Source organism: Bacteroidota bacterium (assembly GCA_016713765.1).
GTDB classification, from domain to species: domain Bacteria; phylum Bacteroidota; class Bacteroidia; order AKYH767-A; family 2013-40CM-41-45; genus Pollutiaquabacter; species Pollutiaquabacter aromativorans.
On the sequence record JADJON010000001.1, the window covers coordinates 429,247 to 454,225 of the forward strand.

Sequence of the window (24,979 nt, forward strand, 5' to 3'; positions counted from 1 at the left end):
GAAGTCAGACATGGTCATTGGGTAGTATTACTCCAACGTCTACAATAAGTGCTGTCACACAGAACTCGATAGGCTCTACCTATGAAACGAGTTTCCCTCAATCCAATATTTGTGTTAAGTTGGGGAATGATTACGATTATTACCGTATATCGTCTGACACACTTGTACGTTATGGGAAAGTTGAGCTATCCATTGGTTACCCATATAGTAATGGGATGACACTTCTAAAATATCCTGTTAGTTACAACTCAACTCAGGCGGATGCTTATCGCATTGTTTACTCAGTTGGCGGGTCAATCTTAATCACGCGAAATGGAAATGTGAGCATCGTTGCCGATGCTTATGGGACTCTTACAACACCGGACAGAACGTATTCGAATGTTTTAAGAGTTAAATCAACAGAGACCTATTCGGATTCAATTCGACAACTTTCCACAGGCATTATTACTGTTTCGAATGGAAGCTTGACTCGGTATACTTGGTACTCACAAGGAATTCGATACCCTATTTTGGAAATGTCATTTCCCTCATCCGGTTCAGCATCTGGGTTCTGGGCAAAATGGTCCGGTGTCGGCATCGAAGAAAACCTGGCCGCGCAACTGAACATGCTGGTCTACCCCAACCCGGCACAGGAGCGCAGCACGCTGAGTCTCGAACTCACGGAAGCATCCGACGTCATGGTTCGCGTACTCGATCTCCAGGGTCGTGAAGTGATCGCCGTTCCGATGGAACGTTACCTTCCCGGTAAACTTCAGCTTCCGCTGGATGTCGCCAACCTGGCTTCCGGCAACTACCTGTTGCAGGCCATTATCAACGATCGCAATGCTACGATCCGTTTCGACAAACAGTGATCATTTCCCCGCACAAAGAAAAACCCCGAAGGCGACAGCTTTCGGGGTTTCTTGTTTTTGGCGGTACGTTTATTGTCGTTCCATCGCCTGCATGCCGGCGAAGGAAAGTGATGGGACGTTGTCCACTTTGTAATAGATCCTTCGCTCGCCGCCGGTAGGCTTTCCGTCAAGATCCTGGGTGCGGTAGATCCTGATCGCGCGACAGATCGTGAGGTTGTCGAACCAGAAAAGGTCACCGCCGCGATAACCACCGTTTTGTTTCTCGGTCAGTTCAGGCAAATCAAAGCGTATATAGTTGTTTGCGGCGCGTTCGAACGCGCGGAACTCCGCATACTCCAGTTTTTTTGGATCAACGGCGGCGATGAAGATCTCCGGCTCGTTGTTCTGGTTGAGGTCGGCTACAAGTACTTGCCCGAGCAGACTGCCGCTCCAGCCCGTCACGAATTCGGGCAGCTCTTCGTTGGGCTTTGTGATCTTGATCGACAGTTCTGAATCGGCGTTACCACGCACACGCACCGTGATCCGGACGTCACGCCAATTGACTTGTCGAAGATGAAGCGTGTCGTCCAATGATACGACCGGAGTCGGCTCGACCGCTTTCGTGTTCTCCGTGGCGACCGTTTCTACCGGCGCGGTCGTCACGACGGTTGTCGCGGCCTTGTTGTTCGGTTCGCGGGAAGAAGAACAGGACACGAAGGAAGTGATCAGTCCGATCGTCAGCAGGTAGTGTATGGTCCTCATGCCGGGGAAGTTGAAATGCGAAGTGCGGTTATTCCGCCAGTAAACGATCAATGAAGGAGGAAAGTTCCGCCGTTTCCCTCTTGTAGGCCTCGCCGGTTGCCGGCCCGTTGAAACCGGAATGTACGCGTCGCACTTGTCCTTTGCGGTCGAGGATGATCGTGGTCGGAAAAGCGAATACCCGGTTCAGCATCGGCAGTGTCTTGGCGGCAGAATCCTTGTTTGCATAACCGCCATAGACCAACGGATATTCAACATGATGGAAGTTCCGAAACCGATCGATGTTTTTCCAAAGGCGTAAAGAATCGGTTGTGCGCTCGTATGCGATCCCGATGATCTCGACTCCCCGGTCACGGTGCATACGGTAGTAATCGCTCAGGAAGGCGGTTTCGTCCATACAGTTTGGACACCAACTACCCAGCAGTTGCACGATCAGGACCTTATTCACGAAGGACGGATGGCGCGGCGTCCAATATTTCCCGTTGCGATCAGCAAAGCTGAAATCGAGGGAGGAGTAACCGGGCCGCAGGAACGCCAGCGCATCGGGATCCGGCAAGGAGGCATCCGCGTTCCGGAACGCCACCCAGGTGTCGTGGTAGTGACGTCCGGAGAAAAAATGTCCTTGCAGCGAACTGTCGGATGTCAGCTCCGCTTCATATAAGAACAGGTGAGAACCGTCGAAAGCTGAAAGGTGCAAACGGGATCCCGCCAGTTCACCTTCGAGGAATCGGTGGTCGCCCGTCGGGGTAAGGACAGTTCCGGTGACACGCGCGCCGCTCTGTTCGAATTCCGCCACTGCAAAACGGTTCTCACCCTCTTCGCCGTCGAATATCACCTGCCATCTTCCGCTGATATCCGTGACAGGACGTTCGGGACGATCCGAGAATCGAAATCCCTGACCGGCCGCTGCGCGAAATGGAACCACGTTTTGTGTTTTGCGCGCGTGGTTGAGAAAGAAACCGTTCAAGGAGTCGGCAGTATACCGGCAACGGACCTCTGCATCGAAGACTGGAAACCGAATAACCAAAGTGTCTCCGACCAAGGAGTACTCGTTTACCGGTAAACGCTCCCTGCCGTTCATGATCTCCAGACCCTCCGAGGTCGACAAAAAATTGAAGGGTAACGAAAGGGTATCGTTGATCTGCAGTTCCGCTCTCCAAATGCCTTGCGTCAATGGACTCACGGTGGTTTGGGCAAAGCAGGTTTTTATGCTAAAGAACAACAGCAGCAACGCGCGTTTCATGTCATAAAGATACGAAGGCACAAATAGTATTCGCATAAATGCGGTTGAGGTGAAGGGTATTACACAGTAGTCTTGCAGATGGCAAATACCTACGGAGAGGCGTATTTTCATGTGGTTTTTTCAACCGGATTTCGAAGAAAACAACTTGAACCAAGATGGCAGGGCGCTCTCCATGGAATTATCTTGGAAATATTGCGCCGTTTCCGATCGATTTTTATTTCCCCGTCAGTTCAGGGCCGTTAATATTTTAATTAGTTACTTTAGAATCCCCTTAAATCAAACCAACATGAAAAAGATTTTCACCCTGATGCTGCTGAGCGGAATGTTTCTGGCAGCACAAGCGCAGACGGCGCAGGAGCCGACTGCCGAAGAGAAAGCTTGGATGGCCTACATGACCCCCGGTCCGATGCACAAAATGCTGGCGGATGCCGATGGTGAGTGGACAGAAGAAATGACGATGTGGATGGCGCCGGGTGCCGAACCCATGAAGAACACCGCCACTTGCGTCAACAAAATGATCCTCGGCGGGCGCTACCAGGAATCCCGGCACTCCGGGAATTTCATGGGGATGCCCTTCGAAGGTGTCAGCACCGTGGCGTATGACAACGCCATGAAAAAGTACCTCAGCACCTGGATCGACAACATGGGTACCGGACTGATGTACATGGAAGGCGTTTACGATGAAGCCACGAAGGCGGTTCACTTCAAAGGCAAGATGGTCGATCCCGTTTCCGGACAGGCGTTGGATTGTCGGGAGATCTTCTCGTTCATCGACAACGATACCCAGAAGATGGAGATGTTCCAGACCGAGCAGGGCAAGGAGCGTAAAACCATGGAGATCGTCTTCAAGCGCAAGAAGTAATCGAACGGTGTAAATAAAAAGGCCGGATGTGTTCCAACACATCCGGCCTTTTGTTGTTGGTATCAGGATCAGATATCGAACTTGATGCCTTGCGCGAGCGGCAGGTTCGTGGAGTAGTTGATCGTGTTGGTCTGACGACGCATGTACGCCTTCCAGGCATCGGAGCCGGATTCGCGACCGCCGCCGGTTTCTTTCTCACCACCGAATGCTCCGCCGATCTCGGCACCCGAAGTACCGATGTTCACATTGGCGATACCGCAGTCGGAACCTTCGTGTGACAGGAACTGCTCCATCTCGCGCATGTTCGTCGTGAAGATCGCGGAGGAAAGTCCCTGCGGGACGTCGTTCTGCATCGCGATGGCTTCGTCGATGGTCTTGTACTTGAGCAGGTACAGGATCGGCGCGAACGTCTCTTCCTGTACGATGTGGAAGCTGTTCTTCGCTTCAACGATGCAGGGCTTCACGTAGCAGCCGCCTTCATAACCGTCACCGGAGAGCACGCCGCCTTCGACGATCATCTTGCCGCCTTCCTGCTTCGCCTTTTCGATGGCTTTGAGGTAAGCGTCGACCGCGCCTTTGTCGATCAGGGGACCGACGTGGTTGTTCGCGTCGAGCGGATTGCCAATGCGCAATTGCGCGTAGGCCTTCTGGAGGACGCTGACGGTCTTGTCGTATACGCTCTCGTGTACGATCAGGCGACGCGTCGAGGTACAACGTTGTCCGGCCGTACCGACCGCGCCGAAGACGGTACCGACCAGTACCATGTTCAGGTCGGCGTTTTCGGAAACGATGATGGCGTTGTTGCCGCCAAGTTCGAGGATCGACTTGCCGAAACGCTGCGCGACGGCCGACGATACGATCCGGCCAACGCGTGTTGAGCCGGTAAAGGATACCAGCGGTACGCGCTTGTCGTTGTTCATGCGATCGCCGACGTGATTGCCCACGAGTACGCAACTGACGCCTTCCGGAACATTGTTGGCTTTCAGTACAGAAGCGATGATGTTCTGGCAAGCAACCGCGCACAGCGGAACTTTCGAACTCGGCTTCCAGATGCACACGTCACCGCATACCCAGGCGATGGCGGCATTCCAACTCCATACTGCGACCGGGAAGTTGAACGCGGAAATGATGCCGACGATGCCAAGCGGATGCCATTGTTCGTACATGCGATGCTTCGGGCGCTCGCTGTGCATGGTCAGACCGTAGAGCTGACGCGACAGGCCGACGGCGAAATCGCAGATGTCGATCATCTCCTGCACCTCGCCAAGACCTTCCTGCAGGCTCTTGCCCATCTCATAGGAAACGAGCTTGCCCAGCGGGTCTTTGTACTTGCGGAATTGTTCGCCGATCTGCCGAACGATCTCTCCGCGTTTCGGCGCGGGCATGTTGCGCCACACCTTGAAAGCCTCCTCCGCTGCGCGCAGGGTCTTTTCGTAATCGTCGGCCGTGGCTTGCTTCACCTTTCCGATGAGGCTGCCGTCGGCTGGGGAATACGAAGAAATGATCTCACCGTCGGAGTCGGACCAACGGGTGCCCGTGCCGGCTCCCGGGTTGATGTCTTTCAGGCCAAGTGCCTTCAGGGCTTCTGCAATGCCGTAGTCCTGGAGCGTGGTAGTGTCTTTCATGCCGCAAAGGTACGGCAATAGCGGGAGGCATTGAAATGACTTTCGCTTTAAGTTGAAAGTTGAACGGTGGAAAGTTGAAAGAAAAACAGGTTTTAGACGAGGAATTCGGAAGGGTAGCTGGTAACTAAAAACTAATTCTCTTTCGCCCCATTAACCCGAAACCCGAAACTCGAAACGCGAAACCCGGAACACGCATCCGATTTTCCTTTTCAGATTCGCTATTTTGCCCCCTCATGAACCGGCCGCCATTTCTATTACTCGCCCTGTATGCTTTCCTGGCGGCGGTCCTGTTCCCTTACCTGTGCTGGTACGTCAATAATCCCGACACCTTCCAGTACCTGATGATCACCCGGCACTATCTGGAAGGTGACTTCCGGGAGGCGATCAATGGTTATTGGAGCCCATTGCTGAGCTGGCTGATGCTGCCGTTTACCGGGCAGGATTTCGGAGATATCCCGGCATTAAAAACACTGCAATTGGTCATCGGAGCCGGGGTGCTGTGGACCTGGACCATCGTGTTGCGTCGTTCGGTTATGCCGGAGCCATATGCGGAGGCTTTGTCATATGCGGCGCTTCCATTTGTCCTGGCGTATGCTTTCCTGAGTCCGACCGCGGACCTGTTGTTTCTCTGGCTTACACTCGCGTTGTTTCGCTTTCTGGCTAAAGGTTCGGCCTTAACCGATGAACAGAACGCGAAACGATTCGCCTTGCTCGGCGCGCTTGCCTATTATGCGAAAGCATTCGGGTTGCCCTTGTTTTTATTCCTGCTGGTATCGGAATGGTGGCAGGTGCGCAAGCTAGCTGTCGGGAGACGACTCCTGTTGCGTGCTTTGGGGATTTTCCTCTTGCTCATCGCGCCCTGGGTGACAGCCATCAGTCTCAAGTATGGGCACTTTACGATCAGCGAGGCGGCCGCGTTCAACCGTAGTCCGGGTGTCGCACCCATGCCGGGACAGGTCATGCAGCTTCCGGTGCTCTCTAACGAACTGACGAAACCATCCGGTCCGCATGCGATCTGCGCCTGGGAAGAGCCGATGCAATTGTTCTGGACCGGACGCGTATCGGAACCGACGTGTGTGGTCCCCGGATTCCTTCAGGTGCTGGAACGCAACCTGCTCACCATTTGGTATTTCGATTTCCAACGAACTACCGGATGGGGACTACTCTTGCTGCTGGCACTTTTCCTGATCTTCCGCAATAAACTGCAACTACGACAGGAACCCTTGTCGCAGCGATCACGCCTGCTGGCCGGCTTGTTTCTGCTGGCGTTTTATGGCGGCTATAGTCTGATCCTTGTCCATACACGATACATCTGGATCAGCACCTGGATGATGCTGTTCCTGGCGGCGTTTTTCGCGGCGGCGATCGAACAGGGAGGACGACCCTGGTTTTACCTGGCGCGTGTCCTCTTCCTGATTACCCTCTTAGTGGCTATCAAGCGGCCGGTCAAGGAGTTGTTGTTCGGCCTTGACCGCGATGTGCCTGCGATCTGGATCTGGAAAGCCGTTCGGCAGCCGTTACAGACGATGGACGTATTGTACCAACAGGATCGGCAACTGCAGGAGGCGACGTATTACCTGCGGTCGCTGAAATTGCTCGACGGACCGATCGCTTCCCGGTATTCGGAAAGCCCGGATCGACATCGTTACTCGTCTTCGTTGTTCGTAGCCTATCACAACAAGACACCGTATCGCGGACAGATCAACGACCGGCAAGCCGGAGCGTTGGAGGTGATCCGGGAATCAGGCGCGAAGTATTTTCTCCTGTGGCATGAACCCGATACCACCTGGCAGGGCGCTTTTCCGCTATTTCAGAGCGGAGAATTGAAAGTGTTCCCGGTTCCGTCCGGGCCCTGACCGGTCACTCGAGTTGCTCCAGTAACCAGGCGCGGTCGGAGATGTGATCGACGCTTCGGATCTCCTCCGCCAGCGCTTTGCGTTTTGATTCGGAGTCGCTGCTCCGGAAAATTTTCAGCGCGTAGCGGATGAAGTTTTCGTAGATCTTACGTTGATAGGCGCTCACCAGCTTATTGCGGCGCAGGAAGATCTTGAATGCCGAGATATGGTGTAGCAACGATTCGGATTCGTAGGTTTCGAAATAAACTTTTAACAGAATGGACCGCGCGTCGAGCTGATAGTAGAGGTCGGTGAACTCGACGGTTTGCAGCAACTTGACTGCCTGGCGGTATTGCTTCCGGTAGTAACACAGCATGGCTGAGTTATAGGTGTGGGCATTGTCACGTTCATTCGGCGGCAGATGGTGGAGGTGGAGTTCGATGAAGTCGGCCACCCAGGCCTCCTGCCGTAAGCGCAACCCGAGGGTAACGATGTTCTTGTATTCCCAGGGCGAGAGGTAGTCGTGGCGCATCAATCGTTCGTCGGCGAGGATGTTTTGGTAAATGCCGAACAGCCGCTCACGGTAAACCTCGTCGCCGAGGTTGATGCGGCGGATGCAGTGGTTCTTGACGTATTGATAGACGTTGTTCAGGTCTTCGACGGAAAAGCGATCGCGATGCGCTTCGAGCAGTTGCAGCAACGACTGGAACGCGGTCTCGGGTTCCGGTCCGCTGAGTAGTTGCAGGACCTGGTAGTAGGTTTCGATGAGCGGGGAACCGAGAAATTGATTGCGCAGCACATGCCGCGTGATCTCGTCGATCAGGGAAACGTCGAATTCCCGCGCAAGGACGTTTCGATAGTTGATCCGTTCGCACTGCAATTGCAATTTGCGCAGGAAGTAGAAGCGATCGAGGTTGTCGGCGAGTTCTACGTAGTCCGTCACTTCATCGCGCGCGCCGTGTTGTGCGGCGAACTCCTGCCGGATCTCCGCCGCGCGATAGTGGCGGTGAAAGTGTTTCGCGCTTTCATAGCGGTCGATGCTCTCGAACCGTCTTGCCGCGTGTTGATAGGCCTTGGATGTTTCACGCGCGTGCAAGGCTTCGAGCTGCAGCAGGGCGCTTTCTTCTTTTTCGCCTGCAAGCTGACGAAGCAGGAAGAAGTGTTCCAACCGTTCTGTGAAATCCGACAAGAGATAGCGCAGCTGCTGATCGTCAAAGGGCTGTTGCGGAAAAAGCCGCCCGTACAATTCAGTCTTTGGCAACTCCTGCGTCGACAAAGGCAAGGTTTCCAATAGCTGCAGTAACCGGGGATATTCAGGAGCCGGAAGAAAGTAGGGGGAAGTCAAATACGCCGAAAACGCTGCTTTTTCGTGCGATTTGAGCGCATGGAGCAATTCAAGTACCTTAATCGTGCGCATTTCAGACCCGGACTTCCTGCATCTAAACTAATCCAAATTCGACAAACACCAAATATTTAGGCAAATAAACAGCCAAAATATATCAAATTCATAATATCAGTACTGTATCGACATTCGACAAACTGCCATTTCTGTATTTGTTCCAGCCTTCCTCTGCCCCTACGTTTGTATCGGTAAATCATGTCTGACGACCCCCGAGCAAACACATACGACCATGAAAAACTTCCTCCACCTGCTGCTTCTCTTCGTGCTGGGACTCTTTGGCCCGGCTGGCACGAATGCCGCGACCTACTACTGGGTGGGCGGTTCCGGTAACTGGAGCGACTACGCCACGCACTGGGCAACCAGTAGCGGCGGCTCCACCTTCCACGCTTCCATCCCTACGATCAACGACGATGTGGTGATCGACGCCGCTTCGTTCACCGCAACGGGTCAGGTGCTGAACCTCGACTCCACCTTCTACTATTGTAACAGCATGAGCTGGGCGGGCGTCCAGTTCAATCCGACCTTTGAAGGCAACGGCGCTACGCTGAACCTGCGTGGCAGCATCGCATTCTCCGCCGGTATGACCTTGTCCAATGTCAACCTGGTGATGAGCGCCACAACCGGTTCGCACACCATCGACCTGGCCGGACAATACGCGTATGCCGTAACGATCGACGCCAACGCGTCCTACTCCTTGTCTTCGCCACTGACTTGCATCGGTCCGGTCGACCTGCGTGCAGGAAGTCTCAACGCGAATGCCTTTGATATATCCTGTGGCGGATTCAACGCGGGCGTAGGCACCACGCTGGTGCTTGGCGACATCACGCTTTCGGTCAACGGCGGAAGCAACGAGATCTTTACGCGCACGATCACGTTGGATGTCATTCCATCCGGCGCCGATCAAACCTCCGTGCATTTCAATTGCGTAAGCGGTGAAATGGATTGTATCAACAACACCACGCCGTTCGACTCTCTAATTTTCCAGAATGCCGGAACGCTGCGAGCCTGCCAGGCCAACTACGCGAGCGCGACCAATACCTCGTACGCGCTGAACACGATACTCGGCACCGGTGAATTCTCCACGAGTGTGTTGCTGGAGAATTGCACGATCAACCAACTCAACGGTAAACTCGTGTACCTGATGACCGGTACCACCTCGAACATCAACAACCTCACCCTCAATTCATCGTGCTCCGATATGGGCCGGTTGAGCACCTCCTATGCCGGCGCTCCTCCCGCTACGCTGAACGCCGCATCCGGCACGATCTCCATCGACTACGCCATCCTCGAAGGCATCCAGGCCAGCGGCGGGGCGACGTTTAATGCGAACAACGTCATCGACCTGGGCGGCAACACCGGATGGAATATCTCGGCGCTGGTAACGCGTGACCTTTATTGGGTGGGTGGTACCGGCGACTGGAATGACCCGAACCACTGGTCGCTCTCAAGCGGAGGCGCTCCGGCCGGTTGTACACCCAATCGTTTGGACAATGTCTTCTTCGACGCGAATTCACTTGGCGCCGGCGACACCGTTTATCTTCCCCATCTGGAACAGTACGCCGGCGACCTGACTGTGAACGGCGTAACAGGGTCTCCGACCTTCTTCGGCGACTACATCACCCTGTACGGTTCACTGGACCTCAACAACCAACTGAACTGGCGCCTTGACCAAACCGATCTGCGTTCACCGCGGACCGGTAGCATCCTGCGATCTGCCGGCACTCCTTTTATTACCCTGACGGTCGGTGATTCCTGTTGGTACACGGTTCAGGATTCGCTCTACGCGGAAGGGATCTACCAGCAAAACGGAAACGTCGATTACAACGGCCAGAACGTCAACACCCGGTTGCTGTCGGGTTATCCTGCCGCACAAGCCATTACGGCCAACAGTACGTTCTTCCTGAAGGACATGTACTTCGACGGGACCTTCATCGGTTCAGCAACCACCGATATCGAATTCGATAAAGGCCCGGCATATTGCCGCAACAACCGGGCGAGCACATTTCGTTCCATGCATTTCAGCGTTCGGGGATATCTTTCCGATAGTGTGTCAGTGAATACTATCCTGGCCGACGAGTCAATCGATATCGGAAATGCCAACCTGTTCACCGACGCCGAATTCCATAAGGATGTCAACGTCAGTGGCAGCAATTCGATTGATAACCTTTTGCTTGCCAATGGCGGATACAATTTTTCGCAGGCGCCAGGAGAAACACTGACACTGGGCACCAGCCTGCAAGTGCAGGCTGATTGTAACGGCCTTGCAGGTATTCGTTCCACCATAGCCGGTTCACCGTCCAGTATCAGCATGGCGAGCGGCAACGTGGTCGTCGACTTTGTCTCACTCAACAGTATAGCGGCTGGCGGCGGTGCGACGTTCACGGCCAACAATTCCGTGGACGGTGGCAACAACACCGGCTGGACCATCAACTCACCGGCTCCGCGAACGGTGTACTGGGTTGGCGGCTCCGGCAACTGGAGTGACCCCGCTCATTGGTCATTGTCGAGCGGAGGTTCATCCGGCGCTTGTGTTCCCGCGGCTATCGATCAAGTCGTATTCGATGCCAATTCGGGTCTTGCCAACGGCACGCTGACGCTCGACGTCACCAACGTCAGCGCAGCCGGCATTGACTTCTCCGCGGCCGGGAGCGATATCACCGTGAACGGATCGACCATCAGTGTTACCGGCAACCTTGCGTTAGCACCGGTGATGAACTGGAACGTTGTCACCACGAACCTGCTGCCGGGAGCTTCCGGCATCGATCTGACGAGTAATGGCACCGAATTGGATTCGGTCACGGTCAACGGTACCGGCACCGTTGCCTTTCAGGATGCGTTTTCGGGCATTCAACTGACGCTGTTGAACGGCAACCTCGATGCCGCAGGTAACGATATCACCGTCAGCCGCATGACGAGCACTACCGGCAGCAATGTCAACTTCGGTCCCATGACCCTGACGGTCTCTTATTTCTATCTTCAGGGAAGTCTTAGCAACTCACGTCAGGCCGACGTGGTGATGCGGTGGATAGCGCCTGTTTACAGCAGCCTGGGCTTTGATTTCAGAACCACCGGCGCGTTCCGCAACATCACCGTACTCGACATCGGCGCCCGCTTCTTCCTCAATAGTTTCGTCTGCGAACAGTTCACTGCCTACCAATACGTGAACGTGTATTCGCAGTTGGCCAGTGATTCCATCCGGAAGGCGATTTTCTTCGACGACTTCGCCATGAGCGGAAATATCGTCTGCGACACCATCTTCCTGAACAACCCCGGCAAGACCTCGAATCTGGGTGGTAACATTAACTTCTCCGAGTTGGTCTGCAATGGAACACCCGCTTTCCCGGTCTTCCTCAAAGGCAACCCGATTGCGATACTCACCAAAACATCGGGCCAGGTCTGTATTGCCAACGCCTTGATTCAGGATGTGACCGTTAATGGTGGTGCGACCTTCAACGCGGGCAATGGTTGTGTCGACCTCGGCGGTAACACCGGCTGGACCTATGCGCCCTGTACCGTGGTCAGCAATGTGTGGCCGGGGGATGCCAACTACGACCTGGTTTGCAATAACAGCGACATCCTTGATATCGGGGTGGCCTTCGGCCAGACTGGTCCGGTACGTGCCGGCGCTACACTGAGCTGGACCGCACAGGCCGCTACCGATTTCAACGGATGGTTCGTCAGCGCGGTCAACTTCAAACATGCGGACTGCGACGGCGACGGCGCCGTCGGGTTCGCCGATACACTGGCGGTGAACCAGAACTACGGACAAACCCATCCCGCACGTCTGCAGCCGACACCTGTTCAGATTGACGCGGCCCTACCTCCGCTGGTGATCGACGCTACGCCCGATACGGTAGCCCCCGGTGCGACGGTGAATGTGGCCATTCAGTTGGGCACAATGACTCAGGCCGTCGACAGTCTGTACGGCATCGCCTTCACCGTCTATTATGATCCGACCGTGGTGGATACCAACTCGCTGGTGACCGACTTCAGCACGAGCTGGCTCGGGACGGCGGGTGTCGATCTCATCACCTTCTATCGCCACACGCCCTCGGCCGGCCGCATCGACTTCGCATTGGTGCGCAACGACGGACAGAACGTGTTCGGCGGCTTCGGCGACATTGCCTTGTTTGATGTCGTCATCGTCGACAACATTTCTACGCTGACCGACGCCTTGTTCACGCCGGGTAATCTCCGGGCCATCACCGCCTCGCAGTTCCCGCTCTTGTTCGGCAGCCAGAACGACCGTGTCGTGCTGGATCCGACCCTGACGCGCGTTCCGGTTCCGGACCTCTCCACCCACTTGGTGGTCTTCCCGAACCCGGCCGCTCATACAGTCATCGTTCGCGGCAAGGACATACAGGTGATGGAGGTAGCCCTCTTTGATCTCGGCGGCCAGTGTGTGTTCCGCGACCAGACCGGACAAGCCGAGACCCGCATTGCCGTTGACGCGATCGCGCTCGGCATCTATCAACTGCGCGTGGTCACCGATGCCGGTGTGTACAACAAGAAAATAGAAGTATTACGACGCTGATTTGTTCCTGTTTCTGTTCCCCTTCTGTGAAGGCCGCCCCGGTGTGTGTGGGCGGCCTTTATTCATTCCGGGGGATCAGGGAGTTTCAGTAGCGGGCGCGTTAGCACCCCGTCGTACCTGATCGGCGATCGAAGGTGCCACACGTTTCAGGATCTCCTGTACGTCGTTGGAGTTGGAAGGAAAGTCGGCATGCGCCACGCCACCGTAGACTTGTTTACCCGAAGAGGTGAAAACACTGAAATGCACCTTGAGCTCGCGACGATAGATCTGCAATGCCAGGTCGAGACAGTCGTCGGTATGCGTGATGATGTCGACCTCGTTGAGCAGCACAATGCGGTCGACGCCGAAGTTGCGGCCAAGGTCCTTGAGTAATAACTGGTCGTGAAACCCGACATTCATATAGGTGGTCGGTTCCGGTTGTTTGGCGCCTTTTTTACTCAGAGGTTTTGTATTCGCGGCGATCGTGGAATCGGCGGGAAGCAGTTTTGTTTTCCGATAGACCGTGTCTTCGGTATAGTAGATCGCCTTGTACAAACGGTCCTGATCCACATCTTCCGCGACGAAATCGCTTTCGAGCAGGCGCGTGTCGCTGATCTCGGCGGTACGTTCCTTGATCGACTTCAGGAGTCCCAACCGAAATGTTTTTCGCATTTCACCGAGATCCAGTTCGGAACCCATCGAAATGTCAGGGTCGGCATCTGAAAGGTGCATGGCTTCCTGATAAGGAATGATCAGGACGCGATGACGCAGGGAGTCGGAGGCCGCATAACAGGGGCCGGCAAGAGAGAGCAACAGGAAGAGCAGGAACAGGCGCATGATGCCGTGTACGAGTGTGGAATGACCGGGTTGCCGTTTCGCTGGAGCATTTTTCAGCGTGCAATGGTGGAGAAACCCGTTAAATCCCGTTAAAAATGACCGTTCATCAGGCTTACAACCCCGATTCTTTATCTTTGCAATCCTGAAACCTCCCCGGATAAAAGCAGTTATGCAGTATTCCGCGGGAGCTGCGGATAAACTTAGACGATGTCTGGATTGATCATGGCGGCCCAACTGATTTTGGGCCTTGCGATACTGGTGACCTTGCACGAGCTGGGTCACTTCCTTGCTGCACGCGCGTTCGGTATCCGCGTGGAGAAATTCTATCTCTTCTTCGACGCCTGGGGATTCAAGTTCTTCAGCTTCCGTAAGGGAGATACCGAGTATGGAGTGGGCTGGCTGCCATTGGGTGGTTATGTCAAGATCTCCGGCATGATCGACGAGAGCATGGACAAGGAGGCGATGAAGCTTCCGCCTCAACCCTGGGAGTTCCGTTCCAAGCCGGCCTGGCAGCGACTGATCGTGATGATCGGCGGCGTGACGATGAACGTCATCCTCGGCATTCTGATCTACTCGCTCGTACTCATGAAGTACGACAAGCAATACCTCTCCAATGCCGATGTCACCGACGGCATCTATGTGTACGAGCTGGGCAAACAAGTCGGCTTTGAGAACGGCGATAAGGTTGTCGCCATCGACGGCAAACCCTTCGAACGATTCGAGGATGTGTTGTCGTCGCGCGTAATCTTCGGCGCCACCCTGACGGTTCTGCGTAACGGCAGAACGATGGAAGTGGAAGTGCCCGCCGACTTTTACCGTCGAACGATCGAAGCCGGAAAGGGCAACTTCATCGGACCTTATCGCAGCGCGTTACTGATCGACAGCATCATAGCGGGCAAGCCCGCGGAGGCGGCCGGCGTACGTGCAGGTGATCGCCTGCTCGCGGTAAATGGAACGCGAACCTTGTCGATGGAAGGCGCCCGCAAGATGATCGGAGAAAGCAAAGGCAAACCGGTGGCGCTCACGCTGGCCCGTGGCACCGATACACTGACCCTGCAGCCGGTTGTAAGCGACAGTGGCATGATCGGCATTACCTATCATACCGATTTCGGCAGTTATCCGCTGACGGCTTACTCGACCGGACAAGCGTTCCGCTACGGAACCTCCGACGCGTTTGAAGCGATCTCGTCGAACATCAAAGGACTCAAGCAGATCTTCGCTGGAAAAGAGAAGGCCAGCGAATCCCTGCAGGGCCCGATCGGTATCGCGAACATCTATGGCGGCATCTGGGACTGGCGTCGCTTTTGGGCGATCACCGGATTGCTCTCGATGGTGCTGGCGTTCATGAACATCCTGCCCATTCCGGCACTCGATGGCGGCCATGTGATTTTCCTGTTGTGGGAGTCGGTGACCCGTAAGAGACTCTCCGACCGCTTCATGGAACGCGCCAAGGTCGCCGGTATGGTGATCCTGTTGTCGTTGATGGTCTACACACTCGGCAACGATATCTGGAAGCATATCATCAACTAGTACCGGTCGGAGGGAATCGCCCTAAAATAAAAGCAAAAAGCCTGTCTGTGATTCACAGACAGGCTTTTTTATTGAATCGAATTTTTTCGGAATCAGGCCAGCACTTCACCGTACGCTTTCGCGCGTTGTTCCTTTACGTTTTCGCTGGCGAGGTATTCGTCGTAGCTCATCTCTTTGTCGATGCATCCGTTCGGGGTGATCTCGATGATGCGGTTGGCGACGGTCTGCACAAACGTATGGTCGTGGCTGGTGAACAGCGCGATGTGTTTCCAGTCCTTGAGCGCGTTGTTGAAGGCGGTGATCGATTCCAGGTCCAGGTGGTTGGTGGGCTCGTCGAGTACGAGGCAGTTGGCGTTGGTAAGCATCATGCGTGAAACCATGCAGCGAACTTTTTCACCACCGGAAAGTACGTTACACTTTTTCTGGGTCTCTTCACCTGTGAAGAGCATACGACCAAGAAAGCCGCGCACATAGGTTTCATCCTTGTCTTTGGAATACTGCCGGAGCCAGTCGACCAGGTTGAGGTCGCTCTGGAAGAACGCGGAGTTGTCGTTCGGAAGGTATGAGCAGGTAATGGTAGTGCCCCACTTGAACTCGCCGCTGTCGGCAGCTTCGTCGTTCATCAGCGTACGCAGCAGGGCGGTGACAGACTGGTGGTCGCGCGCGAGGAACGCGACTTTGTCGCCCTTACGAAGCGTGAAGCTGATATCGCGGAAGAGCGGCTTACCTTCGTGGTCGATCTTGGTCAATCCGTCGACGTGAAGGATCTGGTCACCGCAGTCGCGCTCAGCGGTGAAGATGATGCCGGGATACTTGCGGTTGGAAGGCTGGATATCGTCGACCACCAGCTTCTCCAACAGTTTCTTACGGCTGGTCGCCTGACGTGACTTCGAAGCGTTGGCGCTGAAGCGTTCGATGAACTCCTGGAGTTCCTTGCGCTTGTCTTCGATCTTCTTGTTTTGGTCGGCACGCTGACGCAGCGCGAGCTGACTCGATTCGTACCAGAACGTGTAGTTGCCGCTGTGCAGGTTGATCTTTCCGAAATCGATATCCGCAACGTGCGTACACACCGCGTCGAGGAAGTGACGATCGTGGCTCACGACGATCACGGTATTTTGGAAATCGGCGAGAAAGTTTTCCAGCCAGGTGATGGTGTCAACGTCGAGGTCGTTCGTCGGTTCGTCGAGCAGCAGGATATCAGGATTTCCGAACAGTGCCTGTGCCAGCAGTACCCGTACTTTTTCTTTACCACTCAGTTCGCTCATCCACTGCTGGTGGAGTTCTTCCCGAATACCCAGGCTCGAAAGCAGGGTCGCTGCATCGCTCTCGGCATCCCAGCCGTGGAGGTCGGCGAATTGCTGTTCGAGCACGGCGGCCCGTTCACCGTCGGCATCGGTGAAGTCGGCCTTTGCATAGAGGGCGTCCTTCTCCTGCATGACGTCCCACAATTTCTTATTGCCCATGAGGACGGTCTGCAGCACCTGGCACTGATCGAAGGCGAAGTGGTCCTGCTTGAGTACGCTCATGCGTTCGCCGGGAGTGATGTGTACCTGGCCGGTGGTCGGGTCGATCTCACCGGAAAGGATCTTCAGAAAAGTGGATTTTCCGGCTCCATTCGCGCCAATGACGCCATAACAGTTGCCGGGGGTGAATTTCAAATTGACCTCCTCGAACAGCACGCGTTTGCCGTAGCGGAGGGAAAGGTTATTTACGTGGATCATGCGGGCGGCAAAGGTACGATTTCGGAAGCGTTTTTCCTTGAGAATCAGTGGGTGAAGCGAGTGCCCGGACCGTCGGCACACTGACGGGTTAATATTTTACCTGTTTATCCGAATCACGTATCTGTGGCTGCGGGTACCCGACCATACATTTGCTTTAAAGAAGCAATTCCATGAAACCACTCTGCCGAATTCTTGGATTCGTTCTGGTCCTGCAACTGTCCGCCCTGCCTGTCAGTCGGGCACAGGTTACCTGCGACCAGTTCTGTATCGATGACATTTCCCTGGATACTGTTCCCGGCATTATGAATCTCACGATCACGTTATCGGGCGACAGCTCCACGTTCATCAATTATCCCTATCCGGAAGCGGTGGTGGATCAGAACGGAGATACCGTCGGTAACGGATCCATGTTCTTCTTTGGCCAGTTTGGAAATTCCACCTCCGTGTATCCATGTTCTACGTCTTTAACTTTAATACCGCCTGGTTTTGAAGCCACCATCCTGTTTCGTTACGATACCTTGACCTGTCTATTGCCTTATCCCTGCATCATCCAGTCCATCGGACCCCGGTTCACGAACCCTGTCCTATCGGTATTTCCGATCCCGGCGACCGACCAATTGATGGTCGCGTTGAAAGAAGCGAAGTCATCGATGCGTTTACAACTGATGGATACACGAGGCGTGATTGTTCGGGATTGGAATCTGGTTGAGCGCGAGTCCGATTTGGATATTCACGGAATCGCAGCCGGCATCTATTTCTTGCGACCTGTGGAAGGGGATGCGGTTCGGGTTGTGATCGAATGAAATCAAAAAGAAAAGCGCCGGGGTTGATCATCAACCCCGGCGCTTTTTATTAGAGGTTCCCTTATGCGTGCTTAAGTAAAACGAACGCTCCGGAAGATCAATTCTTCATGAAACGGGTTGCGGCACCGGATTCGCCCACCAGTTGATAGACGCCAGAAGCGAGTAGGTGGATATCGATCGTCGTTATTCCACTTTCCAATTGGATGGTTTGTACGATTTGACCGGATAGGTCGACGATCCGGTACCGCGTACCCATTGTTTGCTGACCTGACCGAATCGATATTTGGTCGCCGGCCGGATTCGGATAAACACGGATGTCGCCTTTCGGGGAAACGGTTTCAACTTTTGTAATAGCCGAACGCAGATCAAAATAAAGCGATGCAAAGGCGTCGGTTTCGGTCCAGACTACTCCAACATCATTTCCAATGGCGGCTACGGCGGGATATGTTTCGTGTCCACCGAAGCAAGACGGATCAAAATCGCTGAAAGATTCCGGTGAAGAAAAAGCGGTAGGATTTAGCGCCCGGACCTGGCTGTAGCGGTAGTTGGGAGCCACCGGGACGGAGTCGTGATAATAGGCTAATCCGACCGCCGGGTCGACGATACTGCGAATGGTCGTAAGACCGAAGCAGGCTGCGTCGTTGGAAACCGTGGCTTCTGTACTATAATTCACTCCGTTATCGGAACTGACCATATACTTGAGTGAAATGTCGATGCCATTTGTTTCTGTCCAGAACAACCAGACCGTATTGGCTACGATCGCGCTTTCGAATTGCGGTCGTGTCGGTCCCGAAGGCAGGCGATCCGCAAACGCGCCAGCGCCCGGTGCGATGGTTCCGGGGACGGTCTCGTTGTAGAAGGCAGAGCGAATGATCGAGGTCGTTGCGGGAGAAAGTACGGGTCCATAGTAATTCAGGATAAGCCGTGTGCCGTCCATGCAGACGCGCGGGTTGGCGGCGTCGCCGGCGACGAGCGCGGTGCTGCCGTTCCAGGTGTAACCGCCGTCGGTGGAGCTGTAACGGTGCACGTTAGTGTTGCCCAGATCGTCGGTAAAGAGGTAGATCGCGTTGCCGTTGGGCGAAGCGACCGCGTCGAAATCTTCGACGGTCATGGTGGTGAACGGCGTTGTGACGCGCGACTGTACACTGAAGGTGAACAGGCTGTCGCCGATCTGGTAGATGCAATAGACGGAATCGGTGCCGGTGACCAGGAGTTTGGTCTTGACGACCGTCTCGCCGCTTCCGAGGTTGGCGATGGGCATCCAGGAGGCGCCGTTGTCGGTAGATTCATACAGGTTCGCCCCGCCGACTCCGGTCATGGCTGCGGGCACGGTACAGTAGAGGGTGCCTGCGGAGTTCGCGACCATCGAGATCCGGCCGCTGGGTTGTGAGGCGAAGGGGATGTCGGGGCCCCAGGCGGAGGTCCTGGTGGAAGTCAGTAAAAAGAAGGTAAGGAGTACAAGAACTGGTTTCATGGTCGGGAGTTTTCATGAAGGTAGGAATTTAGAGAAAGACCAATGCCCACAACGGCGCATCGCAGCACAATGCATCCGGGAAAAGTGCAATAAGATATTAACGGCATCCCCTCACGATGCGGAGGAAAGACATTTACGAGTGTACACGCGTGAAATAACCATGTCTGCGCAGGACTTAACAAATCGCCCCGGTAGCCGCGCAGGATAGTTTAACGGCTCTGCCATGATTCCTCCCCCGGCATGAGCATCGTACTCACGCGGCCTTTCGAAATTCAGAACGGCGGATCGCCGAGATAAGTAAGTCGGCCCGGAAACCGGATGTGCAGATTACGGTCACAAGAATGGCATTGCTGTAGATCGACCAGGGTGCCGTAGCGCATCCGGAAAATGAAAAAGGTGTAGTTGCCGGTTTTGTCGCCGGCAAATAAGTAGCCCCGGTGTCTGTAGTTCCGGCATTCTTTCCAATGACAATGCGTCGGCGCACACAGCAGGCGTCGGTTTCCTTCGAAACGAAAGAGGTGAAACATGAACCGCAGGTGCTCGAAGAACTCCGCGCGGGGATACCCTCCGAACCACGCCTGCCGACCGAGGTATTGTTCGACCCCAGCGGCATCCAGCGAAGCGATCGCGCCGGCGACTTTTTTCACAGGGTCCGAAGATCGGAGCCATACGGACGCACGGGGTTCCACGGAAAGTCCGGGCTCCTGGAGCAATAGCGCATAGGAGTCGAGCGCGGGCGTGAGGAAGCTGCCGGGTTTCATGCAGGGGGTGGTGGTTCAATTCAGCCGGAAATCCTCCGGTCCGAAGGCCCGGATGGCCACGAGTTCGGGATGATGGTCGTTGAAAACGGCGCGATGGATCTCGGGAAAACACTGGTCCGCGATGGCGAAGATCCGGTACAGGTCATCGGGATCGAATCGTTTCACCGGATTCCCCTCGGCATCGGTCAGCTCATCGCAACTCAGCAAGATCACGGACCGCTGCCTGGAAGTCACCAGCCGGAAGGCGACACCGGTCAGTCGTCTGTTCAGGGTACTGAGGCAGGCGGCCACGATGTGCTTTTGTGCTTCGGGAAAGAACAACGGAAAGGTGATTTTCACCCGGTGGACCGGCACACCGGGGTCGTGGCGAAGCTCCACATTGATCCGGCAGCTCAAGAGGTTGAAATCGAATCCGTACACCCGCACCGGCCCCTGCCCGAGGACGGACGCCAGGATATCCTGTTCGTTCAGCCAGCGCACGATCGGATCTTCGGTCGTGTCGGCCGCTGCGGAGGCTTCCGGTTTGGCCTGCGCGAAGTGATTTTGGATTACGGAGTAGATCAGGTAAGCGCCGAAGCTGAAGAACCAGATATAAATCATACGCGTAAAGTTTTGCAGGTTTAAAAAACCGGTAGGGAGCGATCCGCTCAAAAATACCTGCCAACGGACCGATTGGTATTTTAATCGCCGATTAAATTTATCAACCCACCCCATCCCCGCCGCCGCCCGGCCCTGTTGGTAACTCGTACGCGATTCATCGCGAATCACTTTCAATCGGCCGACGGGCGAACCGAAGCCTGGGCGATGTTTATACCCTGGCTGCCCGATGGGTGGTAGCGGGATTGGTGTGTTTCGTGTTATTTTAATGGGGTTGGATTTTTTGGGGCTTTCGGGTAGTTTGGGGTGGTGGGATGGGGTGGGGAGTTGAGCAACGGCACTGCTAAATTGAACTGACTATAAGAAATGAGCAAAAACAATTTCTGCTTTAAATAACAATATAGGTTTTAAGAAATTTATCAGTAGGATTGGAATTAATTATCCCGAAGCGATGGGTGTTCGAGGGCCAGACAGGCGAACGTTACAGTACCCGGAGTATCCAGCTCGTGTTCCGTGCAGCGGTAAAGCGGGCCGGTATCCGAAAACGGATCACCTTTCACTGATTACATCATTGTTTTGCCACCCATTTATTGGAAAGCGGAACAGACCTGCGCCGGATCCAGGAATTGCCGGGTCACCAATCCATTAAAACTACGCTTATCTACACCCACGTAGCTGTCACCGACCTCGCCAAAGTGACCAGCCCGTTGGATAAAGCGAAACAGCGAAAGTGAATAACACGCATTTCGCCAATCTGCCCGATTGTTTGTATATTCGGGTGAAATCAAAGAATCCAGAGAAATAACACGAAATAAACCTTCGTCTATTTGAGCGTTACCTGCAAGCGTAAAGGACGACACAGCACCATGACAATGACACGGACGACAGTAAAATATAACAGACAACTTGACTTTGACTTTCGAGCAACTTTTTTGCCGACACTACAAGCCAACCCTTCTGTATTTTTTATTTTCCCCACCGCACTTTTTTTAATTCAATTTTTAGCCAACCCACATTGGCACATTGGTTTTTGCCCCGACACTCAATGCCAAAACTTCGGCAAAAACCAAAGAGCCAATTTTGCCGACCCACAGGTGGGAGTTTCGGAAATAAACCGTATTTTTGCAGAGCAATGAAATTTTTAACATTCATATTAGCGACTTTTATTCTGTTCCTTGCAGTTAAGCCGGGAATGGATTTGCTTTCATTGCAGGCAGACACGGCACAAACTTGTTGTAGCGGACAATGCACCCCAAATTCCGACAATGACAATTCACAAGACCAAAATCAAGACAACGATTGTGGCGGAAATGTTTGTAACCCTTTTCAGGTTTGCAGTTCTTGCGTTTTGGTTTGCTTGAATATTCCGTTTGACTACATTCCTAAGCCGACAACTTTCTCATACAAAGGATTTAGTTACCAATCAGTTTTTACTTCTCAATTTGCTCCTGATTTTTGGCAGCCGCCAAAAATTGTTTAACAATCCTTTAGACTTTGCACCGATAACTTCGGAGCAATTATTCTTATCGTTAAACAATATAAAATCAGAAAAAATGAATTTCATAAAATTATTCGTTTTGGCTCTCATCGTATTGACAGCCACAACAAACATTGCGTTTTCGCAAACAACAACTACCAATCAGACAACAGACAGTTTAAAAACTTCAACCGTTAAGGTTAAAGGCATAACCTGTTCAATGGACTTAAAAATGATTTCCGCCAATGTGGAGAAAGTAAAAGGCGTTAACAGTTGCAAAGCAGGAAAACAAGGAACAACTACAACCTTTGAAGTAAAATACAATTCAGCATTGGTAACTGAAAAGGAAATTTTTGCAGCCATTGAAAACACAGGAAGTTGCGAAAATCCTGACGAAAGACCATACAAAATAAAACAGTAAATCATTTGTATTGCAGAGCATTTTCAATGCCCTGCAATACTCTTAAAAATCAAGACAATGAAAAAATACATCTTCATTGTTGGTTTACTGTTTCCATTTGGCATTTCGGCTCAAAATATTTTAGGAAAAGTAACCAACGACAAAAAAGAACCGCTAATAGGTGCAAGTGTTTATTGGCTTGGCACTACCATTGGCGTAGCCACTGGTAGCAAAGGAGAGTTTGAAATTTCCATCAAAGACATTTCAAATAAAAAACTTGTTGCAAGATATCTGGGGCATTCATCAGACACGATTGAAATTACCAATCAAACCTTTGTTGAATTTCATTTACAAGAAACACAAACTCTCGGTGAAGTAGTTGTTCAAGGGCAACGAGACGGAGTAATTATTTCGGACATCAAACCGATTAAGACCGAGCAAATCACACAAACGGAACTTGGGAAAGCTGCCTGTTGCGACTTGGCAGGTTGTTTTGAAACGCAAACCACCGTTCAGCCGCAAACCACCAATGTAATTACTAACTCAAAAGAGCTTCGCATTTTGGGTTTATCGGGTGTTTACAATCAGGTATTGATTGACGGTTTTCCAATGATACAAGGCTTGTCATACACTTATGGCATCAGCAGTATTCCAGGCACATTGGTTGACAATATCTATGTTTCAAAAGGAGCAAACAGCGTATTGCAGGGTTATGAAAGTATCAGCGGACAAATAAATGTGGAAACAAAAGAACCCGACAAAACAGACCGCTTGTTGCTCAATGCTTATATGAATAACTTTTTGGAAAAGCATTTTAACACAAACTATGCTTTTAAACAAGGGAAATGGAGCAACTTAACAGCGTTTCATACGGTGCAACCTGCCAACAAAATTGACCGAGACAATGACAATTTTCTTGATTTGCCTTTGCTTACCCGATATATGATTTCCAACAAATGGAAATACGGAAATGAAAAAGATTGGGGTTGGAACAGCAGAATTGGTTTACGTTTTTTCAACGAACAACGCATTGGCGGACAAACATTTTTCAATCCTGAAAGCGACAAAGGTAGCACCACTGTTTACGGTCAAAGCGTTAATATCAACCAACCTGAAATTTGGACGAAGACAGGTTATCGGATAAATGATAAACACAACATCGTTTTATTCGCTTCGGCTTTCCACCAACAACAAAATTCTTTTTTCGGAACGGTGAAATACCCTGCACAGCACACCAATTTTTACGGAAGCATTCAGTATGAACTGAACTACTCTAAACACGATTTGAAAACAGGTATTAGTTACCGTCATTTGAAATTGAATGAAGACATCGCATTTACCGATACTTTTTTACTGCGGACTTATGCAGGTAATTATCAGCGATTAGAAAACATTCCCGGGCTTTTTGCCGAAAATACAATGCGATTTTTCAACAACAAACTTACTTGGATTGCCGGTGTTCGGGGTGACCACCACAACCAATTTGGATTTCAGTTTACACCAAGAACCCTTTTGAAATATGATATTACACCCAAAACAATTGTTCGGGCAAATGTTGGAACGGGTTGGAGAACGGTAAACTTATTTAGCGAAAACATCGGATTGCTTGTTAGTTCAAGAGACATCATTTTTGCCGAGCAGTTACAACCTGAAAAGGCAGTAAACTTTGGTGTTAACCTGACACAAAAATTTGAAACAAAAAACAATAATCTATCGGGTTATTTCAGTGCGGATTTTTACAGAACTGAATTTCAAAATCAAATTTTTCCAGACTACGACACTGACCCAACTAAAGCAATCATTCAAAATTTTACGGGAACAAGTGTCAGCAATGGTTTTCAGGCAGAATTGTATTTGAAAATTTACAGACGCTTTGAACTGAAAACAGGATATAACTTTTTGGATGTTTACAGAAAAATTGGAGAAACAATACAGCTATTGCCATTCAACCCAATGCACAAGGTGCTGACAACTTTCAGCTACAAACCGTTGACAAACAAATTTCATTTTGACGTGAATGTGCATTGGTATGGTGAACAGCGTTTACCCGACACCAAATCTAATCCGTTAGAATTTCAACGACCTGACTTTTCACAACCTTACACAATCGTAAATGCACAGTTTAGTTACAACTTTAAGAAGTTTGAAATGTATGCAGGTTGTGAAAACATTTTTGACTTCCTACAAAAACAACCAATCATAAGTTGGCAAAATCCATTCAGCCCATACTTTGACACATCCTCTGTTTGGGGACCGACACGGGGACGGGAAATTTATGTGGGCGTTAGGTTTAAATTAGAAAAGAAATAG

18 protein-coding genes and 1 pseudogene are annotated in these 24,979 nt (G+C 52.5%); 10 read left to right on the forward strand and 9 right to left on the reverse strand.

Annotation, left to right across the window (positions count from 1 at the left end):
• Window positions 1-515: 515 nt before the first annotated feature.
• On the forward strand, window positions 516-851 hold the full coding sequence (locus tag IPJ96_01785; protein ID MBK7909078.1) for a T9SS type A sorting domain-containing protein: 336 nt from the start codon (window positions 516-518) through the stop codon (window positions 849-851).
• 69 nt (window positions 852-920) lie between these two features.
• On the opposite strand, the gene IPJ96_01790 is transcribed toward IPJ96_01785, so the two are convergent.
• A complete protein-coding gene (locus IPJ96_01790) occupies window positions 921-1,592 on the reverse strand; it encodes a hypothetical protein (protein ID MBK7909079.1) in 672 nt (223 codons plus the stop codon).
• A 28-nt stretch (window positions 1,593-1,620) separates the two neighbouring features.
• Window positions 1,621-2,832, reverse strand: coding sequence for a TlpA family protein disulfide reductase (locus tag IPJ96_01795; protein ID MBK7909080.1), 1,212 nt, complete (start codon window positions 2,830-2,832; stop codon window positions 1,621-1,623).
• Window positions 2,833-3,118: 286 nt separating this feature from the next.
• Between IPJ96_01795 and IPJ96_01800 the strand changes: the two genes are divergently transcribed.
• Window positions 3,119-3,694: a DUF1579 domain-containing protein gene (locus IPJ96_01800; protein MBK7909081.1), complete on the forward strand. Its 576-nt coding sequence runs from the start codon at window positions 3,119-3,121 to the stop codon at window positions 3,692-3,694.
• Window positions 3,695-3,762: 68 nt separating this feature from the next.
• Here the strand turns inward: IPJ96_01800 and IPJ96_01805 are convergent, their stop codons facing one another.
• Complete coding sequence (locus IPJ96_01805; GenBank protein ID MBK7909082.1) at window positions 3,763-5,319, reverse strand: aldehyde dehydrogenase family protein; 1,557 nt, start codon at window positions 5,317-5,319, stop codon at window positions 3,763-3,765.
• A 233-nt stretch (window positions 5,320-5,552) separates the two neighbouring features.
• Between IPJ96_01805 and IPJ96_01810 the strand changes: the two genes are divergently transcribed.
• Window positions 5,553-7,175: a hypothetical protein gene (locus tag IPJ96_01810; GenBank protein ID MBK7909083.1), complete on the forward strand. Its 1,623-nt coding sequence runs from the start codon at window positions 5,553-5,555 to the stop codon at window positions 7,173-7,175.
• 4 nt (window positions 7,176-7,179) lie between these two features.
• On the opposite strand, the gene IPJ96_01815 is transcribed toward IPJ96_01810, so the two are convergent.
• Window positions 7,180-8,571, reverse strand: coding sequence for a hypothetical protein (locus IPJ96_01815; protein ID MBK7909084.1), 1,392 nt, complete (start codon window positions 8,569-8,571; stop codon window positions 7,180-7,182).
• A gap of 214 nt (window positions 8,572-8,785) precedes the next feature.
• Between IPJ96_01815 and IPJ96_01820 the strand changes: the two genes are divergently transcribed.
• Window positions 8,786-13,090 (forward strand): T9SS type A sorting domain-containing protein, encoded by a 4,305-nt coding sequence (locus IPJ96_01820; protein ID MBK7909085.1) that lies wholly within the window; start codon window positions 8,786-8,788, stop codon window positions 13,088-13,090.
• A gap of 75 nt (window positions 13,091-13,165) precedes the next feature.
• Here IPJ96_01820 and IPJ96_01825 read toward each other — a convergent pair whose 3' ends face one another.
• Window positions 13,166-13,906: a hypothetical protein gene (locus IPJ96_01825; protein MBK7909086.1), complete on the reverse strand. Its 741-nt coding sequence runs from the start codon at window positions 13,904-13,906 to the stop codon at window positions 13,166-13,168.
• Between the two features lie 207 nt (window positions 13,907-14,113).
• On the opposite strand from IPJ96_01825, the gene rseP reads away from it, so the two are divergent.
• On the forward strand, window positions 14,114-15,436 hold the full coding sequence (gene rseP / locus IPJ96_01830) for an RIP metalloprotease RseP (GenBank protein ID MBK7909087.1): 1,323 nt from the start codon (window positions 14,114-14,116) through the stop codon (window positions 15,434-15,436).
• Window positions 15,437-15,528: 92 nt separating this feature from the next.
• On the opposite strand, the gene IPJ96_01835 is transcribed toward rseP, so the two are convergent.
• Window positions 15,529-17,157 (reverse strand): ATP-binding cassette domain-containing protein, encoded by a 1,629-nt coding sequence (locus tag IPJ96_01835; GenBank protein MBK7909088.1) that lies wholly within the window; start codon window positions 17,155-17,157, stop codon window positions 15,529-15,531.
• A 170-nt stretch (window positions 17,158-17,327) separates the two neighbouring features.
• Between IPJ96_01835 and IPJ96_01840 the strand changes: the two genes are divergently transcribed.
• Window positions 17,328-17,960, forward strand: a complete 633-nt coding sequence (locus IPJ96_01840) for a T9SS type A sorting domain-containing protein (protein MBK7909089.1) — start codon at window positions 17,328-17,330, stop codon at window positions 17,958-17,960.
• Window positions 17,961-18,057: 97 nt separating this feature from the next.
• On the opposite strand, the gene IPJ96_01845 is transcribed toward IPJ96_01840, so the two are convergent.
• The 3 genes from IPJ96_01845 to IPJ96_01855 form a co-directional block, all read right to left on the reverse strand.
• Complete coding sequence (locus tag IPJ96_01845; protein ID MBK7909090.1) at window positions 18,058-19,434, reverse strand: T9SS type A sorting domain-containing protein; 1,377 nt, start codon at window positions 19,432-19,434, stop codon at window positions 18,058-18,060.
• A gap of 272 nt (window positions 19,435-19,706) precedes the next feature.
• On the reverse strand, window positions 19,707-20,195 hold the full coding sequence (locus IPJ96_01850) for a hypothetical protein (GenBank protein MBK7909091.1): 489 nt from the start codon (window positions 20,193-20,195) through the stop codon (window positions 19,707-19,709).
• A gap of 15 nt (window positions 20,196-20,210) precedes the next feature.
• Window positions 20,211-20,795 carry a hypothetical protein gene (locus IPJ96_01855; GenBank protein MBK7909092.1) on the reverse strand — a complete coding sequence of 195 codons (585 nt, stop codon included), beginning with the start codon at window positions 20,793-20,795 and terminating at the stop codon, window positions 20,211-20,213.
• Between the two features lie 425 nt (window positions 20,796-21,220).
• Between IPJ96_01855 and IPJ96_01860 the strand changes: the two are divergent.
• The 4 genes and pseudogenes from IPJ96_01860 to IPJ96_01875 all read left to right on the forward strand — a co-directional run bounded on the left by IPJ96_01860 (window position 21,221) and on the right by IPJ96_01875 (window position 24,979).
• Window positions 21,221-21,526 (forward strand): annotated as a pseudogene (locus IPJ96_01860) (tyrosine-type recombinase/integrase).
• Window positions 21,527-21,619: 93 nt separating this feature from the next.
• A complete protein-coding gene (locus IPJ96_01865; protein MBK7909093.1) occupies window positions 21,620-21,928 on the forward strand; it encodes a hypothetical protein in 309 nt (102 codons plus the stop codon).
• A gap of 417 nt (window positions 21,929-22,345) precedes the next feature.
• Complete coding sequence (locus tag IPJ96_01870) at window positions 22,346-22,690, forward strand: heavy-metal-associated domain-containing protein (GenBank protein ID MBK7909094.1); 345 nt, start codon at window positions 22,346-22,348, stop codon at window positions 22,688-22,690.
• Between the two features lie 57 nt (window positions 22,691-22,747).
• On the forward strand, window positions 22,748-24,979 hold the full coding sequence (locus IPJ96_01875; GenBank protein ID MBK7909095.1) for a TonB-dependent receptor: 2,232 nt from the start codon (window positions 22,748-22,750) through the stop codon (window positions 24,977-24,979).